This window comes from Pseudomonas sp. 2822-17 (genome assembly GCF_002742485.1).
GTDB classification, from domain to species: Bacteria; Pseudomonadota; Gammaproteobacteria; order Pseudomonadales; family Pseudomonadaceae; genus Aquipseudomonas; species Aquipseudomonas cyclaminis.
Genome location: NZ_LJRZ01000060.1, coordinates 1 through 231 on the forward strand (window position 1 = coordinate 1; position 231 = coordinate 231).

General features: G+C 33.3%; 1 protein-coding gene. It reads left to right on the top strand.

Translation table 11 applies throughout. The annotated features are described in order from the left end of the window. Window positions 1-2: 2 nt before the first annotated feature. Window positions 3-231, top strand: a 229-nt coding sequence (locus tag AOA60_RS34245; RefSeq protein WP_368731542.1) for a site-specific integrase, incomplete at its 3' end; no start/stop codon positions are given.

The window sequence follows — 231 nt, forward strand, 5'->3', positions numbered from 1 at the left end:
ATATTAAGCAATACCTATTTTATCTTAAAGATCAGGGTAAAGCAGAGTCAACCATGGCTAGAACTGCGTCTTCTATTAAGGCGTTTCACCAATATTTATTAAGGGAATCAATATATAAGAATGATCCAACGCTACATATTGAAAGACCGAAGGAGTACAAACGTATACCAAAAATTTTATCTACTAAAGAAGTTGAAGCGTTATTGGAAACTAATGTGCGTAATCCTTATC